The organism is Niabella pedocola, assembly GCF_021044425.1.
Lineage (GTDB): Bacteria > Bacteroidota > Bacteroidia > Chitinophagales > Chitinophagaceae > Niabella > Niabella pedocola.
The window spans coordinates 787,731-804,237 of record NZ_JAJNEC010000005.1 but is presented as its reverse complement, the minus strand read 5'-3'; the positions used below and the strand labels follow the sequence as shown (position 1 = coordinate 804,237).

Here is a 16,507-nt window from a genome sequence, read left to right as displayed (position 1 = left end):
TAAGAAAGGATTTGCTTTATGATTAAAATGCAAATTTCAATCATAACAGTGCAATCTATTTGCACAGCCAAAAAATAATATTTTAAAATGAAAGAATGCGATACACAAAACGCTCCGCCGTGGAGGATCGCAAAAAACAGGTGATATGTAATTATTTGACACGCATAGCGGGCATTAATACGGTTGCAGAAAAAAAGTAACCCTGCTTTTTATCCTTTAAAAAAAACAGTGTGTTGCAGGGTGTTGGGTTTGAGATAAATAAATTGTCTTTCCGCGTCAATAATGAGGTTGAACCGTTTTAGAAGATCTCCACCCATAAAGCTCATTTGCTGGGCGCCCAGTTTTCCTTCAAAGAAACCCACCGGTACATTGTTGAAGCGGAACGGACCGATTGTGAGCTGTGGAGCAACGGCTTTCTGCACTTTTACGATATTGCCAAAAGCATCTTTTAGTGCTTTTGTCTCCGTCACTTTTAGTGTTTTATTTAAATGATTTTCCATTACAAAGGCATCGTCCAGTAACAGGTCGCCAGAATAACCGGTATGCAGCAGGTATTGGTTAAGATAGGTTTTGCCGCCCATACGGAGCCCCGCTTCAATAAACAGCATTCCGCTTTTATGGATCAGTTTGAATTTTTTATAACCATCCACGGGGAAGCGATCATCAATGGTGATTTGTTTTTTATCAAAGTCGATGCGCACGGCTTTTTTATTAAAGAGGTGCGGCCCGAACTTTCCGTCGGTTCCCTTTCCGGAGTACTGATCCTCCCATACCGGAAGATGCTCCCAGGTATGATCGCCGATCTGCAACCGGTTGTTGCTGCTAAAGCGGGATGCATTTCCGGTGCCGCCCCAGCTTGAAACACTATCGGTGGTTTCAAACCGGACGGAATGGATCTTTCGTGTCGTCTCCGCTGTTAATGTTACTGCATCTGCCGCAAGGTGAAACATCAGGAACAGGCTGTCGGCACCGTTTATCAGGACGGGAACCGACAAATTATTTTGTGCCGTTAGCTGAAAAGGAAACCGGAGTGTTTGCTCCTGTGCTCCGGCTGCAAGCAGGAAGAGCAGCGCGGGTGCCAATAAGGTTGTTTTTATGAAACGCATCAACATAGCTTCTGGCGTAAAGATAGGGCAAAGCAGCCTTGCTTTTAATAACGGGTTGGAGGGCGGCCACCGTGTTGCTGAAAATTGCACGGGACTTTTGCTGTATAAACCGGTGAATGCACTTACCTTTAGAAGCAGATAAAAACACGGAACAGGACGGTATGAAACATGGAATTGCGGGAGTCCTTTTATGGGTAACAGGATTATTGATGCTGGGTTGCGGACAGTTAAGGGTGGCTACCTACGGCTATAATGACGCCGTTGGAAAATACTATACCATCAGGGGATTCCGTATGTATACAGAGGTATATGGCCAGGGCCAGCCCTTGCTGATGATTCATGGAAACGGGGGCGATATGAGCGCTTTTGCCAACAACCTTCCGTATTTTTCAAAAAAATATAAAGTGATCCTTGCCGATAGCCGGGCACATGGACGTTCGGTGGATCCATCGGATTCGCTCAGCTTTGAAATGATGGCGGATGACTACAGCGCCTTATTGTCTGCCATGCATATTTCTTCCGCCTACGTACTGGGCTGGAGCGATGGAGGCATTATTGCGCTGGAACTGGCGATGCGCCATCCGGAAAAAGTGATCAAACTGGCCAGTACGGGTGCCAACCTGTGGGCCGATTCCCTGGGGCTAAGGCCCGATGTGTGGCGGGATGGTGTGCGGGATTATAACGCCTGGCAGAAACGGATGCCGCTTACCGATGAAAAAGAGCAAAACGATTATAAGGTGTTTATGCTGGACTATGAACAACCCAATATTGCATTAAAAGAGCTGCGGAAGATCCAGTGCCCCTCGCTGATCATCGGAGGCGATAACGACCTGATTCCGGTAGCGCATACCCGGCAGATTGCAGCCAATATCCGCAGGGGGGAATTGTGGATTGTACCCAACTCCGGGCATGCTACCCTGGTAGACCATAGCCGGACCTTTAACCGGAGGGTAGAGGCCTTTTTCCGGAAACCCTACCGGCACCGGCGTCATTAATGGTTATACCAGTATTTTTTCGTATTTGAGTTTATAATCTACCGGAGTCATGCCCGTGATGCGTTTAAACACATCCCGGAATGCTTTTACATCGTTGTAGCCTACATGATACATGGCCTCCTGTATGGTTTTGCGGCCCTGTTCCAGCAGTTTTTTTGCGGCCTCGATCTTTACCCGCTGGATGTATTCTACCACCGTATTGGTGGTTGCTTTTTTAAAGCGCCGTTCAAAGGTGCGGCGGCCCATTGCAAAACGTTCACAAAGCACATCAACGGGCAGGCGTTCTTCAAAGTTTTGTTCGATATATTCCTGTGCCTCCCGGATGGCATCGTCGCCATGATCGCGCATGCCGGAAAAAATAATGAAGGGAGATTGGCTGCTGCGCTGGATATCGATCTGGAAATATTTGGAGCAATAAATGGCCACATCACGGCCGGCATATTTTTCAATGAGGTACAGTACCAGGTTGGAAGCGGAAAAGGCGCCGCTGCTGGTATACACGCCGTTTTCATCAGTGAGGATCTTGTCGGCCACCAGGTTCACTTCCGGAAAGAGCCGGGCAAAATCATTGCTGGCCTTCCAATGGGTAACACAGCTTTTATTATTCAGCAGCCCGGTGCCGGCCAGTAAAAAAGCGCCCATGCAAAGACTGGCAATTTCCGCACCTGCCCGGTACTGTTCTACCAGCCAGGGAATGATGCCCCGGTTTTCCTGCACATACCGGATGATGGGCTCCTGTAATGCAGGTACAAGGATAAGGTCTGCATGGTATATTTCACTAACAAGGAGCTGCGCCTGCACCTCGTAGAGCCCGTTGTTTAACTGCACTTTTGGTTCTGCGGCAGCAAGCTGTACCTGAAACAACGGCTGGCGGCCATTGGCGATGAGGTATTGATTGGCTTCTTCGAAACCCTGTCTTGGGTTTTCGATGCTGGAAAGGTTAGCGCCCTTTAACAGGAGAATGACAACTTTTTTCATTTCATATTTTTTAGCTCTGCAAAGATAAAAGAGAAGAATGTCGTAATCAACCCCAGATATTGTCGTATTTGCATATCGGCAAATGCGCATGACTGTTGTAGGTTTGTATGGAAAAGGAAGCACTAAAAACGGATATATATGAGCCGGATTTTTGTCTTTAACTGGATTTCTGTAGATGGTATCTTTTCCGGTCCCAATGGAGAAACCGATTGGTTTACCAGCGACCCGGAGCTGGAAGCGGCAAACCTTTCGGCGCTGCATATTGCGGATACCCTTTTATTCGGACGCGTAACGTTTAAAATGATGGAGGCCTTCTGGCCCACGCCTGGTGCCGCGGCAGCGTATCCGGAGGTGGCAGCGTATATGAATGAAACGGCGAAACATTCCTTTTCAACAACGGTTAACAGCAGCCACTGGCCGCATAGTTCTTTTCACAACGTGCTCAACAGGGATACGGTCCGTGCCATAAAAGAAACCGCAAAAAAAGATATCGTGGTGCTGGGCAGCGGATCGGTAAGTATGGCGCTGCAGGAACTGCAACTCATTGATGAATATATCCTGTTGCTGGATCCGCAGTTGCTGGGCAGGGGCAAACCCTTTTTTAAGGACGTGGATCCAACGGCTTTACAATTGCTGGAGGCACGAACATTTCCATCGGGGATCGTTCGCCTGCATTATAAAACTGTTCACGAAAACCGCGTTAAACCCAGGTGATGAAACGGATCGAGATTTTTAGAACCAATGTTTTCGATAAGGCTACGGCAAGGATGCTGGTGAGGAACCTCAAACGCGTCTTTCCCCGGTCGAAAATTAATTTTGACCTGGAAGATTGTGACCGGATCCTGCGGATTGAATCCCGGCAGCCGATCGATATCCGGCGGGTACATTTTTCATTGAAGTTAAAGGGGTATCGTGCAGATATTTTAAATTAAGAATGATACTTCCCAAACCATTCATTAAATTATTTTTTATGCAAACAATAACAAACGATACAACGGAATTGCTCCGGGATTTTACAGCGGCAGCCGATCATTTTACGAACCTTCTGGAATCTTTTTCCCCGGAGGTGTTTAACCAGGCTCCGTTTGAAGGCAGCTGGTCGCCGGCACAGGTGGGCGATCATGTATTGAAATTTTTAAATGGTACAAAAAGTGCACTGTCCGTTCCGAAAGCAACATCCGAACGTGCCCCGGATGCGCATGAGCCGTTGCTGCGGGAGATATTTTTAAATTTTGAACGGAAAGCAAAAGCTCCGGCGGTGGTGGTGCCTTCAGATGAACCGATAGACAGAACGCAATTGTTAAAGGCATTAAAAGAGATCCGTGAATCGCTCGGCGCCCGGATCCGTGAAGAAGACCTGCTGATGCTTTGTGCGGGTGTACCGTTCCCAACCATTGGTGACCTCACCGGCCTGGAGTGGGTATTGTTCGCCGACTATCATTTGCGGAGGCATACGCGTCAGTTACAACAAATGCAGCCGTATTTTAACCAGCAATAATCAATCGTTATGGCAAAAGGCACGTTAAGAATCTGCGACAAAGGGCATCGTTATTATAAGAGCAGCGATTGCCCGGTGTGCCCCCTATGCGAGCAGGAGAAAAAGCCACAGAGCGGTTTTCTTTCCCGGCTGGGAGCTCCGGCGCGGCGGGCACTGGAACATGCCGGCATTGGTACTGTGGCCGCACTGGCACAGCATACAGAAAAAGAGATCCTGGCGCTGCATGGCATTGGCCCCACTTCCATGCCGGTTTTAAAAGCGGCCCTGGATGCATCCGGATTAACATTCAGGAACTGATTAAAACAGGACTATATGATCACTACAAAATTTACAACGGTAGAAGCATATATCGCGGCGTTCTCCGGCATCCAGAAAAAGAAGCTGGAGGAAATGCGGGAGATCGTAAAAGCGGCGGCTCCAAAAAACGCGGTGGAGGTGATCAGTTATAATATGCCGGCGATTAAAACAAGCGAGGTACTGGTATATTATGCGGCCTACGAAAAGCATATCGGTTTTTATCCTACAGGAGCGCCGATCCTTGCATTTGCAGACCGGCTGGCGGCATATAAAACTTCAAAAGGCGCGGTGCAGTTTCCCCTGGATGCGGCCCTGCCCAAAAAACTGATCCGGGAAATGACCGCATACCGGGTAAAGGCTGCGGCTGCAAAAGCAGCAATGAAAAAGGCGGAAGCCGGCAAAAAGAAACAGTAATAAAAACAACTCATCACTAAAACGATAAAAGTCATGATCCAGTTAATTTACCCTTGTATTTGGTTTGATGCAAACGGCAAAGAAGCCGCCACATTTTATTCCGGTATTTTTCCGGATACAAGGATCAGCGCAGACTCCGGCATGGTGGTAACGATTGAGTGTGGTGGTCAGAAGCTGATGCTGCTGAACGGAGGCCCCGTATTTACACCCAACCCGTCTGTATCTTTCCTGATTGCAAATGAGGACGAAAAAGAAACAGAACGGTTATACAACGAACTGATCAATGGCGGCTTTGCCCTGATGCCGCTGAATGCATACCCCTTTAGCAAAAAGTATGGCTGGGTGCAGGATAAGTACGGGGTATCCTGGCAACTATTTACCGGGGAACGGGGAGACACCACCCAGTATTTTACGCCAACGCTGATGTTCATCAACAAACAGAACGGACGCGCAAAAGAAGCGATCGGCCTTTATACGGAACTGTTCCCTGGTTCAAAAACGGAGGGTATTATGGAATACGCGGAGGGCGGCGGCGATACCGCCGGTAATGTGCAACATGCCCAGTTCCACATCAGCGGTTATACCCTTGGGGCGATGGACAGCTCGCTGGCGCATCCTTTTAATTTTAATGAGGGCATTTCACTGGTAGTGGAATGCGATACGCAGGAAGAAATTGACCACTACTGGAATGCATTGATTGCAGATGGCGGCGCAGAAAGCCAGTGTGGCTGGTTAAAAGACAAATTCGGTTTGAGCTGGCAGATCATTCCTGCCCAATTGGGCCGGTTAATGGCAGCCGGTAACCAGGAGGCTTCCGGGCGTATGATGCAGGCCCTGATGAAAATGAAAAAGCTGGATATTGCCGCGCTGGAAGCCGCTTACAAGGGCGATAAGTCTTAGTACACCGGCCTGTAGTGATGATACACATAAACCAAATAAAATAAATGTTATGGAAACCTATTCGTATAAACAGCAAATTGACGCACCTGCACAAAAGGTGTGGGATATCCTATGGAATACCGGTACCTACCAGCAATGGACCGCGGCTTTTACGCCGGGCTCTACCATGGAATCTGATTGGAAGGTAGCAGGACGTACCCGTTTCCTGGATGGAAAGGGTAATGGAATGGTGAGTACCATCCGTAGTATCCAGGCGCCGGAGGAACTGGTGTTTGAGCATCTCGGTTCTATTGAGAACGGCGTGGAGGATACCACCAGCGACGCCATAAAAGAATGGGCCGGTTCCCTGGAACGGTACTACCTGAAAGAGGAAGGCGGCATCACCACGCTTGAGGTGTTGGTAGACGTAGATCCGAAGTACAAGGAAATGATGGATAACGGATTCATGAAAGGGCTCGAAACCGTAAGAACGCTGGCCGAACAGTAACAGGCGCTCATTTCCAAATCCTCCCCCGAAGTTTCGGGGCTGGAATCTCAAATCTCAATTCTGGAATCTCAATTCTCAATTCTCAATTCTGATATCTCAATAAAAAAACAACATAAAATGGCAAAATTAAATCCTTATTTAAATTTTGACGGAACAGCTGAAGAGGCGTTCAATTTTTACAAATCCGTTTTTGGCGGGGAGTTCGTTGGGGGCGTAATGCGCATGGGCGATGCTCCGGGTACCGAAAATCTGCCGGAAGATGAGAAAAGGCGGGTGATGCACGTGGCACTTCCTGTTGGCGGCGATCTGCTGATGGCCTCAGATATCGTTCCTTCAATGGGCCACAAGCTGACAGTGGGCAACAATAATTATATTTCTATTTTCCCCGAAAGCCGGGAGGAAGCCGATCGTTTGTTTGGTGCGTTATCCCAGGGCGGAACGGTAGAAATGCCCATGGCGGATCAGTTCTGGGGCGATTATTTCGGAAGCTTCCAGGATCAGTTCGGCGTGTACTGGATGATCAATTATTCGGCCCGCCAGGAAAGTAAATAGATAATGGTAAATGCTAAAGGCCGAACGCTAAATTCTAAATCGATGTCGTTTCTTTAAAGCCGCAGATGCGCAGATTTGGTATCCGCGTTAACAGCAACAATGTCACAGAAAAGCGCCACAGGCGCAATCTGTGGCAACCATAAAAATCACTAAGGAAACGGCATTGAACGCTAAATGCTGAACGCTGAAGCGTGCCGGATCCTTCAATTTTAAAAACAACAACACATGGAAACAACAGTTAGCCGGTTGCAGTTGATTATACCTGCCTACCGGATGCATACGCAGCAGTTCAATAATGCAATTGACGGCATTAGCGAGGCCGATGCTTTAAAACGGATCGAAGACCGTACCAACCATATTGTATGGATGGCCGGCAATTTGGTAAACTGCCGGTATTGGCTGGCCAATATCCTGGGGATGGCCGATAAGGATCCGAATGAACAGCTGTTTAAGGATGCAAAGGCCCTGGATCCTGCGGCAAGCTATCCTTCCCTTACGGCATTGAAAGAAGAATGGCATAAAATATCCCCCCTGGTTTTTCAAAAATTGCAAACGGTAACCGATGCGGAGTTAAACGAAGCCTATCCCTTTGGTATGGGCGTGGGGTTTGTTGAGGAAAACAAGCTGAATATGGTGGGTATGTGCATCGGACGTGAGGATTACCTGTTTGGCCAGATCGGTTTGATGCGCCGGATCCTGGATTACCCGGGAATGAAATACGATATCGACGAAAGTATTAACTATTAACCGGTCGTTATCCCGGTACCGGGTGACCCCGGGGGGCAGACCGTCCGGTAAGCAGGCTGCGGCAGCAAGCCGGTTATTGGGCTTTGCCTCCTTGGTTGCCTTGGCCACCCAGCCAAAGCAGCGTATTCAGCACCAGCTGATTTTGTACGGGGTTTGTAAATGTAAACGATAATTCCTGGTTGGTATGGTGTTCATAATCGATATCGTTATGTCCCATGTTAAAATACATCATACGATATTTTTTATTGCTCCATACCACCGGGTAATATCCGCTGTGCCATATCTCCTGCGGTTTGGGACCCGTGCCCAGCGGAAAGCTGCTGGAATCGATGGACAAGAGAATATCAATGTCCGGATTTTTCCGGAGGTCGTGTTGCCAGCGGTACCATTCATTGGGCGCGGTGCGGAATGAGGCCGGTATTCCCTTTAACGCCGGGTGTTTTTTCAATTCCGCTTTTAAAACGGCGGCAGTCGGGCGCCAGGTGTTGCTTACATAATTACCGGAGCCCAGGAACTGGTTGTGGTACCAGGGCCAGTTATCGGGAACGGCTGATCCCGGCAGGGCAAATGCGGCAAAATGAAAACCCATCCAGCCGCCTCCCCGCTGCATGTAAGTTTCAAACGCTTTTCGCTGCTCCGGCGTTTCGGGCCGGGTATCGAGGAAGAGTACAACCTGATACCGGGCAAGAAATGTATCATTGAGGTTATTCCAGTTATTGGTGGAATCGTACCGGAAATGATATTTCAGTGCCATTGCCGGGAACCACTTGTTGGCCTCGTGCACAAAACTGATATGTGCCGGGTCATTCCGGGCCGTAAAAAAAGCGATTACCTTAAATGCAGGCTGATCTTGTTGTGCCGGGCATTGATGAATAACCCCCAGGGTCGCAAAAAGAAAGAGAAAAAGTCTTTGAATCGTTTTCATTTGCTCGGTCAATCGCGGGGAAATAAAACCAACAGGATGCAGACTATAACCATGGATCTAAAACAGTAATGGATCTCCTGGCTCTCCGGTTCCGCATCTCAAATCTCATATCTCGAATCTCAAATCTGGAATCTCCAATCTCAACCCCAGGCGCCCCACTCGATATTTACCTCAATATCCGGGTGCAGGCTTTTGGCCACAGGGCAGGTGTAACCCGTCCGCTTCAGGATATCGATGGTTTTGGCATCGATCACGGCGAGGTTTTCCGGGATATGTACCTTCAGATCGATACCGCTTACCCGCCGGGGATCGGCCGCCATTTTCTTCAGTACTTCAATTTTTACATCGTTCAGGTCAAAGTCCATGGTACGGGCTTTGATGCCCATTACGGTGATCATACAGGCCGCAAGGCTGGTAGCCAGCAGGTCTGTAGGAGAAAACCGTTCACCTTTGCCGTTGTTATCGGTAGGGGCATCTGTTTCAAAATGCGATCCGCTCTTTAAGTGGGTACAGGTCGTACGTAAATCGCCGTTGTATAAAACTTCCGAAGTCATTGTTGATTGATTTGAAGGTAAAGATAGTTTTTTTGAAATCGCCGGGGGCGATAAAATAACCGGGTACAACTGCAAGTTGCGCCCAACCAGGGTGTTGCAAGCCGAACCAGTTACCGGGGCATGAACAAATTGCTGCCACCTGTTGTTAGTAGATGGGCTGCCCGATGCGCAGGGTTTAGCCCCGGCAGGCCCGGGGCCGTAGCCCGGAGCAGCGGGAACCGCAGCCGGGTTGTGTTCTGAAGTGCACAGCCCCAAATGAAAAATAGTGAGCATAAATTGTAGTATTTTCGCGTCATGATCGAATTACCGGTAACAACGAAGATTAAGAAGCCCGACTGGCTGCGTGTAAAACTGCCGATTGGCGAGAGCTATAAGCATGTGCGCGGTCTGGTGGATAAACATAAGCTGCATACGATTTGTGAAAGTGGTAACTGCCCGAATATGGGCGAGTGCTGGGGAGAGGGAACCGCCACCTTTATGATCCTGGGAAATATCTGCACCCGCAGCTGCGGATTTTGCGCCGTGGCCACCGGACGCCCGGAGGCGGTAGATTATGATGAACCGCAACGGGTGGCCGAAGCTATTTACCTGATGAAGGTAAAACACGCGGTGATTACGTCGGTAGACCGGGATGAACTGAAGGATGGAGGAGCCTCGATCTGGTTCAATACCATCCGGGCGGTAAAAGCACTGAATCCCGAAACAACCCTGGAAACCCTGATCCCCGATTTTAAGGGGAAAAAAGAAGATATCCAGACGGTGCTGGAAGCAGCTCCGGAAGTGATCTCCCACAATATTGAAACCGTAGAGCGGCTGACCAAACAGGTGCGTATCCAGGCCAAATACTGGCGCAGCATGGAGGTGATCCGGACCCTGAAAGAAGGCGGCGCCCGCACCAAGAGCGGCATTATGCTGGGATTGGGTGAAACCAGGGAAGAAGTACTGCAAACCCTGCGGAACCTGAAAGACAACGGTTGCGACGTGGTAACCATTGGCCAATACCTGCAACCTACACCCAAACACCTGCCGGTACAGCGCTTCGTGCATCCGGACGAATTTGCGTTTTACAAGGATGCCGGTTATGAAATGGGACTGGACTATGTGGAAAGCGGGCCCCTGGTACGTTCTTCCTATCATAGCGACCGCCATGTACATCCGGGCCTGGGCCGGATACAGTGGGAGGAAAGCAAGCGGATGGTGGGATAGCCGTTCGGTAATATAATTAAATAATAAGGCCGCCGGGAATGATCCTGGTGGCTTTTGTTTTGGAGCCATTAAGATATTAAGGGACATTAAGATTTTAACTGCGCTTCATACCACTTCATTTCTTAATGGTTGCTTAATGAGTACCTGAAGAACTTTTTTTGATTGCCTCTTGATCCTGGTTGTTTTTGGGGGGCGCGCTTTTTTTTTAAAACCATTAAGATATTAAGGGACATTAAGATTTTAGCGGGCTTCATGCCACTTCATTTCTTAATGGTTTCCCAAAGAACGGTCTTTCGGGCCGCCACTTAATCTAGGTTATTTTTTAATACCAGCACTTGTGGTTGCTTTGCACCTGCATTTGAAAAGCAGTATATGTTCTTAAAAAATTATCAACAGATGAAAAAAGTTTTCTTATTCCTCGGGCTTTCAATATTCACTATCCAGTTATGGGCCCAAACCACCTGGTCGGCAGACCCCATGCATTCGTCCATCAACTTTACCATTAAGCATATGGGCATCAGTTTTGTTGCCGGAAAATTTGATCAGTTCCAGGGCACACTTCAGGCCGCCAAGGCAGATTTTACCGATGCCAGGATCCAGTTCACCGTACAAACATCCAGCGTCAATACGGGCGTTGCGCCACGCGATAAGCACCTGAAAACTGCCGATTTTTTTGATGTGGAGCAGTTTCCTGAAATGAAATTTGTAAGTACCGGCTTTAAAAAGAAAGCCGGGAACAAGTACCAGCTGAGCGGCAACCTGACCATTAAAGATGTAACAAAACCGGTAGTGCTGGAGGCCACTTATGGGGGCCGCACAAAGAACCAGATGGGAAAAGAAGTGATCGGGTTTCAGACCGCGTTCCGGATCAACCGTTTTGATTACCACATTCCGTTTGACCCAACCGGAACTGCAGTAGCAAAGGATGTGGATGTAACCATTTTCCTGGAGTTGCAGCCGCAGCAATAAAACGGTAACGGACCGTTACATTTTTTAGGATCCTCAAAAAATAAACACGATGGAAATCATTGAACAGCTGAACTGGCGGTATGCCACCAAGGCGATGAACGGGCAGCAGATCCCGCAGGAAAAAATAGACCGCATCCTGGAAGCGGCCCGGCTGGCGCCTTCTTCCAATGGATTGCAGCCCTTTGAAATCATTGTGATCAGCAACCAGGCATTAAAAGAAAAGATCCGGCCGGCAGCCTTCGATCAGCCGCAGATTACGGGTTGCTCGCACTTGCTGGTGTTTGCGGCCTGGGATGGCTATACACCGGAACGTATTGACGCATTTATTGCGCATACCGCAGCAAAAAGAGGCGGCGATCCGGAGCGGCTGGAGCGGCAGCGCCAGTCGTTGATGAATAATTTTGGACGTATGGACCAGGACAGGGGCTATGCACATGCGGCCCGGCAGGCCTATCTTTCACTGGGCGTAACCATTGTAGCGGCAGCAGCAGAAGGTGTGGACGGCACGCCGATGGAGGGCTTTGATCCGGAACGGCTGGACGCAATACTGGGTTTAAGAGAAAAAGGATTACGGAGCGCCGTAATCATAGCCCTGGGATACCGGGATACGGAGAAAGACTGGCTGGTAAATTTAACGAAGGTCAGAAAAGATAAAGCACAGTTCGTTACAGAACTCAACTAAGTTGTAGGTGTTTGTGGTAAGAAAAGCCTGGTCCGGTTTTCCGGTACCAGGCTTTGTGTTTTAGTTATTGACCCGTGAGCCCCAGCGCTATACGGGCGGCCAAACCGGCCCTGGCCAACGCCTTCAGGCATAGCTCAAACCGGTCCTTACTGCTCAGGTCCCGGTAAGGCAACAAGAAGATCACGGATATATCTGCAACCGGATCGTAAGCCATCATGGACAGGTAGCCAGCAGTATCCTTACAACGGATGGGCAGGCGGGGAGGGAAAGTGGAGCCGGAAGTAATAACGCGCTTAAATACACGGTATCAAAACAGCAGGTGCTATTTTTTATTGCGTTGGGTATATCCTCCAACGATAACAAAAACCAGGATAATAAGGATCAGGGTGAGCATGATAATAACAGGATAAGTGGAAATCGGTCAGGCGTACAGGTTACTGTCTGGGTTTCTTCTTGTAATAAACACCGCAACAGCAGCAGTGCCGGTCATCAGCGAAGGTATCCTGTACAACAGATCGGGTACATCCCACATAGAAAACATTTTTTTAAAGATAGGCGTTTCTGGTGAGGAAACGGGTACAGGTGCGGGGCAGCTGCAAAAATGTTCCAGCTCCGGCGCTGGGCGGCAGCATACATAACGGTGTGGCTACATGATAAAATCCGGAAAGATTTCATTATATGTTTAAATGTATGTACATTTACTCCTAAAATAATGAAGACTGCCCGGTTTGCATTATTTTTAATGCACGCTGTTTTCGGGTTGCGCGCCATAGGATGGAGATCAGGAACGGTTGCAGGTAAACAGATAACGTACCCGGGCGGCAAACAGCAATATATTGATTATGACTGAACTTACTCAGACGCGTATGGAAACCAGAAAAAGTGTTCCGCAATCATTCCGGAAGAGCGGGCAACCATTGATGCCGCAACGATTGGCCCGTACCGGCGTTGATACGGATGCTTATTCCATTTATCCTTTTCACGCACTGGGCGGCAATAAGATCCATGAGGGATACCGCTCCCTTGCAGATTGGATCCTCAGCGAGAAAAAAATAGTGATCGACGGTTATAGCGGGGTACTTTGGGATACGGTATATCAATCGTTGAATACCATATTCCGGGAAAAAGGAGTACGGGTGCACTGGATCTTTGCAGGCGATTATTTAAAACCTGAAGCTGAGATGGATGCATTGGTGCGTCCCTTCCTGGGAGCCAGCGATGCGGTTTGGGGAACACGCTGTACGCACGCCCTGGCCGACTTTTTTGATATGGACCGTTTAACCGCCATCAGTGCCGATGATACTGCCGATTGTACCCTGGTGTTGGGCGCGGGCGCAGCCTTATGCGGTTGGGAGGCACCGGTGATTTATCTGGATGTACCCAAAAATGAAATTCAATACCGCATGCGGGCCGGGGCCATTACCAACCTGGGAGCAACAGAACCTGCGCTTCCTGCTGCCATGTACAAACGCTTTTATTTTGTTGACTGGGTTGTATACAACGCACATAAGAAAAATATTCTCAGCCGTATTGCTGTTTTGGGAGACGTTCAATGGAACGATACCCTAAGCTGGGCGTTATCGGCCGATATCCGTGAGGCTTTCGGTTACCTGGCTCAAAGCAGCTTCCGTGTGCGACCCTGGTTTGAACCGGGGGCATGGGGCGGACAGTGGATGAAGGACCGGATACCGGGATTGAATCCGGAAGAAGTGAACTACGCCTGGTCTTTTGAACTGATCGTGCCGGAGAACGGGATCGTTTTTGAAAGCGACGGCTATTTGCTGGAACTGGCCTTTGATTTCCTGATGCTCTGGAACGGGACTTCGGTGCTCGGGCGTCATGCCGGTTTTTTTGGAGATGAATTTCCCATCCGGTTCGATTTCCTGGATACCTGGAAGGGGGGCAATCTATCCATCCAGTGTCATCCGCGCCTGTCTTATATCCGGCAACATTTTGGCGAGCATATTACGCAGGATGAAACCTATTATATCCTGGACTGCCAGGAGGATGCAAAAGTGTACCTGGGTTTCCGGGAAGGCATTGAACCGGAAGTGTTCCGGGAGGCGCTGGAAAACAGTCACCGGAACCAGGTGCCGGTTCCGGTGGAGGAATTCGTACAGGTGCATAAGGCACATAAGCATGATCTTTTCCTGATTCCGAATGGCACCGTTCACAGTTCGGGCGCCAACAACCTGGTATTGGAAATCAGTTCCACGCCGTATATTTTCACTTTTAAAATGTATGACTGGCTGCAGGTGGATCTCAACGGCGACCCCCGCGCCATCAATATCGAGCATGCGTTTAAGAACCTGCGCTTTAATTATCAGGGAACAGACGTAGTAAAGGAACTGATTGCCCATCCCCGTTTGATATCCAATGGGGATGACTGGGAGATCTATCACCTGCCCACGCATCCCCATCACTTTTACGATGTGCACCGCGTGGAATTTGATTCCCGTATTTCATTTACAACAGATGAAAGCTGCAATGTGCTGATGCTGGTGGAGGGAACCTCCGTAACCGTTCAGGTAGCAGGAACGGAACAGGTATTTCATTATGCGGAAACATTTGTCATTCCCGAAGCTGCAAAACAATATACGGTGATCAATAACGGAACACAGCGGGCCAGGATGGTGCGGGTATTTATAAAAGCGTCCATCGATCATTTAAAGCCGGGTGCTGATGAACGTTATGAACCGGCATCCATTACGAACGTGAATAAAACCATATAGAAACATCTAATTCCAGCCAATGCCAGCATTTACTAAACGAGCTTCCATTCTTACCATCACCTTTGTGGCCTCCCTGGGCGGCTTTCTTTTCGGATTTGATATGGCCGTGGTTTCGGGGGTATTACCATTCCTGCAAAAACAATTCTCGCTTTCGGCCTTTGAAGAGGGATGGTTTGTGTCTGTGGCGCTGATCGGCTGTATTGCGGGGGTGGCTGTTTCCGGCGAACTGAGTGACCGGTGGGGCCGGAAAAAACCGTTGTTTATTGCAGCACTGCTCTTTTTTTTATCGGCGCTGGGTTGTGCCGCAATGCCTTCTTTAACCGGGGTCATCGTATTCCGCTTTCTTGGCGGTGTAGGTATCGGGCTGGCTTCAAATGTAGTACCGCTCTATATTTCAGAAATAGCGCCGGCGAAGATCCGCGGCCGGTTGGTTACGTTTTACCAGTTTGCGCTTACCCTGGGCATTCTTATTGCGTACCTGAGCAATGCCGCATTGGTAAACAGCGCCGCCGGTCGTCCGTTAACCGGATCGGGCCATTGGACGGATGTGCTCTTTGGAGCAGAAGTATGGCGGGCAATGCTGGGGTTGGGGGCCATACCTGCCATCCTGTTTTTATTGGGTTTGTTCCTGGTGCCGGAAAGTCCCCGCTGGCTGATACAGCAGGGGAGAACCGAAGAAGGCCGGGCGATCATCAGCGCTATTTCACCGGGTGATGAAGTGCGTGCAGACCCGCAGGCTCAAGGCGCGGGTGCCGAAGGCTCGTACCGCGAACTGTTTGCGCCGCGCTGGAGAAAAGCATTGCTGCTGGGGATACTGCTTCCGCTGTTTTCGCAATTCAGTGGCATCAATGCCATCATTTATTATGGTCCCAGTATTTTAAGTAATGCCGGGGTATCATTAAGTAATTCGCTGTTAAGTCAGGTGATCTTTGGATTTGCCAATATGATCTTTACCCTGGTGGCCATGTGGAAGGTGGATAGTGCCGGACGGCGGCCGCTGTATCTTTGGGGTACGGCAGGAGCCACCATTGCGCTTTTCTTAACGGGCCTGTGCTTTGCAACAGGTGCTACTGCTACGGTATGGTTACTGATCTGTGTAATGGCCTTTCTTGCCTGTTTTGCCTTTTCGATCGGGCCGCTGAAATTTGTGGTGGCGGCAGAGATCTTCCCGGGTAAGATCCGGGGAAGGGCGATGGCCATCAGTATTATGGTGATGTGGATCGCCGATACTATTGTGGGGCAATTAACGCCCATACTTTTAAAAGCAGTGGGTACCGGAGGCACGTTCTGGATCTTTGCTGTTTTTGGTATCATTGCATTCATTACCGTGTACCGGCTGCTTCCGGAAACCAAGGGGAAATCACTGGAACAGATCGAGGCTGAATGGAACGGAGATGCTTCCCTTCCGGAGCTGCAAAAGAACGAAACATCAACGATTCAATAGATAAAATAACGCATTCCAGAA

At 49.2% G+C, this 16,507-nt stretch carries 20 protein-coding genes; 15 read left to right on the top strand and 5 right to left on the bottom strand.

What is annotated here, in order from left to right; genetic code table 11:
* Positions 1-209: 209 nt before the first annotated feature.
* Entirely contained in the window at positions 210-1,106 is an 897-nt protein-coding gene (locus tag LQ567_RS10995) for an aspartyl protease family protein (RefSeq protein ID WP_231004552.1), read from the bottom strand.
* A 116-nt stretch (positions 1,107-1,222) separates the two neighbouring features.
* Between LQ567_RS10995 and LQ567_RS10990 the strand changes: the two genes are divergently transcribed.
* Positions 1,223-2,101 (top strand): alpha/beta fold hydrolase, encoded by an 879-nt coding sequence (locus tag LQ567_RS10990; RefSeq protein ID WP_231004551.1) that lies wholly within the window; start codon positions 1,223-1,225, stop codon positions 2,099-2,101.
* 3 nt (positions 2,102-2,104) lie between these two features.
* On the opposite strand, the gene LQ567_RS10985 is transcribed toward LQ567_RS10990, so the two are convergent.
* Positions 2,105-3,079 (bottom strand): GlxA family transcriptional regulator, encoded by a 975-nt coding sequence (locus LQ567_RS10985; protein ID WP_231004550.1) that lies wholly within the window; start codon positions 3,077-3,079, stop codon positions 2,105-2,107.
* A 138-nt stretch (positions 3,080-3,217) separates the two neighbouring features.
* Here LQ567_RS10985 and LQ567_RS10980 point away from each other — a divergent pair, with 138 nt between their 5' ends.
* The 9 genes from LQ567_RS10980 (at position 3,218) to LQ567_RS10940 (ending at position 7,974) form a co-directional block, all read left to right on the top strand.
* The gene (locus LQ567_RS10980; RefSeq protein WP_231004549.1) at positions 3,218-3,793 is read left to right on the top strand and encodes a dihydrofolate reductase family protein; all 576 of its coding nucleotides are present in this window, start codon (positions 3,218-3,220) and stop codon (positions 3,791-3,793) included.
* Complete coding sequence (locus LQ567_RS10975; RefSeq protein WP_231004548.1) at positions 3,793-4,011, top strand: hypothetical protein; 219 nt, start codon at positions 3,793-3,795, stop codon at positions 4,009-4,011. Before LQ567_RS10980 ends, LQ567_RS10975 begins: the two co-directional genes overlap by 1 nt.
* Positions 4,012-4,049: 38 nt before the next feature.
* Positions 4,050-4,577: a DinB family protein gene (locus LQ567_RS10970; protein ID WP_231004547.1), complete on the top strand. Its 528-nt coding sequence runs from the start codon at positions 4,050-4,052 to the stop codon at positions 4,575-4,577.
* Between the two features lie 9 nt (positions 4,578-4,586).
* Positions 4,587-4,874 carry an RNA polymerase alpha subunit C-terminal domain-containing protein gene (locus LQ567_RS10965; RefSeq protein WP_231004546.1) on the top strand — a complete coding sequence of 96 codons (288 nt, stop codon included), beginning with the start codon at positions 4,587-4,589 and terminating at the stop codon, positions 4,872-4,874.
* 15 nt (positions 4,875-4,889) lie between these two features.
* The gene (locus LQ567_RS10960; protein ID WP_231004545.1) at positions 4,890-5,288 is read left to right on the top strand and encodes an iron chaperone; all 399 of its coding nucleotides are present in this window, start codon (positions 4,890-4,892) and stop codon (positions 5,286-5,288) included.
* Positions 5,289-5,321: 33 nt separating this feature from the next.
* Positions 5,322-6,188, top strand: a complete 867-nt coding sequence (locus tag LQ567_RS10955) for a VOC family protein (protein ID WP_231004544.1) — start codon at positions 5,322-5,324, stop codon at positions 6,186-6,188.
* Positions 6,189-6,237: 49 nt separating this feature from the next.
* Positions 6,238-6,675 carry an SRPBCC family protein gene (locus tag LQ567_RS10950; RefSeq protein WP_231004543.1) on the top strand — a complete coding sequence of 146 codons (438 nt, stop codon included), beginning with the start codon at positions 6,238-6,240 and terminating at the stop codon, positions 6,673-6,675.
* 117 nt (positions 6,676-6,792) lie between these two features.
* Positions 6,793-7,227, top strand: a complete 435-nt coding sequence (locus LQ567_RS10945; protein ID WP_231004542.1) for a VOC family protein — start codon at positions 6,793-6,795, stop codon at positions 7,225-7,227.
* 225 nt (positions 7,228-7,452) lie between these two features.
* Entirely contained in the window at positions 7,453-7,974 is a 522-nt protein-coding gene (locus LQ567_RS10940; RefSeq protein WP_231004541.1) for a DinB family protein, read from the top strand.
* Between the two features lie 73 nt (positions 7,975-8,047).
* Here the strand turns inward: LQ567_RS10940 and LQ567_RS10935 are convergent, their stop codons facing one another.
* Together LQ567_RS10935 and LQ567_RS10930 are read right to left on the bottom strand one after the other, a co-directional pair.
* Complete coding sequence (locus LQ567_RS10935) at positions 8,048-8,899, bottom strand: ThuA domain-containing protein (RefSeq protein WP_231004540.1); 852 nt, start codon at positions 8,897-8,899, stop codon at positions 8,048-8,050.
* Between the two features lie 140 nt (positions 8,900-9,039).
* Positions 9,040-9,453: an OsmC family protein gene (locus tag LQ567_RS10930; protein ID WP_231004539.1), complete on the bottom strand. Its 414-nt coding sequence runs from the start codon at positions 9,451-9,453 to the stop codon at positions 9,040-9,042.
* Between the two features lie 294 nt (positions 9,454-9,747).
* Between LQ567_RS10930 and lipA the strand changes: the two genes are divergently transcribed.
* The 3 genes from lipA (at position 9,748) to LQ567_RS10915 (ending at position 12,310) form a co-directional block, all read left to right on the top strand.
* Positions 9,748-10,659 (top strand): lipoyl synthase, encoded by a 912-nt coding sequence (gene lipA / locus LQ567_RS10925; protein ID WP_231004538.1) that lies wholly within the window; start codon positions 9,748-9,750, stop codon positions 10,657-10,659.
* A gap of 396 nt (positions 10,660-11,055) precedes the next feature.
* Positions 11,056-11,628, top strand: coding sequence for a YceI family protein (locus LQ567_RS10920; RefSeq protein WP_231004537.1), 573 nt, complete (start codon positions 11,056-11,058; stop codon positions 11,626-11,628).
* A 49-nt stretch (positions 11,629-11,677) separates the two neighbouring features.
* Positions 11,678-12,310, top strand: a complete 633-nt coding sequence (locus LQ567_RS10915; protein ID WP_231004536.1) for an NAD(P)H-dependent oxidoreductase — start codon at positions 11,678-11,680, stop codon at positions 12,308-12,310.
* 64 nt (positions 12,311-12,374) lie between these two features.
* Here LQ567_RS10915 and LQ567_RS10910 read toward each other — a convergent pair whose 3' ends face one another.
* Positions 12,375-12,527: a hypothetical protein gene (locus LQ567_RS10910; RefSeq protein ID WP_231004535.1), complete on the bottom strand. Its 153-nt coding sequence runs from the start codon at positions 12,525-12,527 to the stop codon at positions 12,375-12,377.
* 649 nt (positions 12,528-13,176) lie between these two features.
* Between LQ567_RS10910 and LQ567_RS10905 the strand changes: the two genes are divergently transcribed.
* Both LQ567_RS10905 and LQ567_RS10900 read left to right on the top strand, forming a co-directional pair.
* Positions 13,177-15,042, top strand: a complete 1,866-nt coding sequence (locus LQ567_RS10905) for a class I mannose-6-phosphate isomerase (RefSeq protein WP_231004534.1) — start codon at positions 13,177-13,179, stop codon at positions 15,040-15,042.
* 19 nt (positions 15,043-15,061) lie between these two features.
* On the top strand, positions 15,062-16,486 hold the full coding sequence (locus LQ567_RS10900) for a sugar porter family MFS transporter (RefSeq protein ID WP_231004533.1): 1,425 nt from the start codon (positions 15,062-15,064) through the stop codon (positions 16,484-16,486).
* Positions 16,487-16,507 lie beyond the last annotated feature (21 nt).